This window comes from Neisseria sp. P0001.S005 (assembly GCF_051963715.1).
On record NZ_JBQCTZ010000683.1, the window covers coordinates 1 to 403 of the forward strand.

Consider the following 403-nt stretch of genomic DNA (forward strand, 5'->3'; position numbering starts at 1 on the left):
TCCCTAACTGTTGTTCCATTACTATCCCCTGGCTTAGCACTAGTATTACCTTCAATTGTATAAACAATACCTTTTTCCAAATCAACGTCAATAACAACTCCCGTATGATTGACCGTCCTGGATTTATCTTTTGTGGGGTTAAGAAAGAAAATTTGATCGCCTTTTTGAGGAACATAATCTTTTGCATCATGCCAATTACCTATTTTTTGATAATTATCTTTACTAAGTTCCGTTCCTGCAGAAAACCCACCTAGCATTTTTTGAGCATTTCGCCTGCCAAACGAATCTTCCATAACATAATCAACATACATATCACACCAATATTTGCCTTGCATGCCATAATGAGCCCCAAAAATGGTATTATCCTTACCTTTTTCGGTATAGCCATTATATTTCCTTAAAT

1 protein-coding gene is annotated in these 403 nt (G+C 35.7%); it reads right to left on the reverse strand.

The window, feature by feature from the left end; all coding sequences use genetic code 11:
- Positions 1-403 (reverse strand): CHAP domain-containing protein (locus ACTHSP_RS22360; protein WP_440347055.1); only part of this gene is annotated, 403 nt, incomplete at both ends.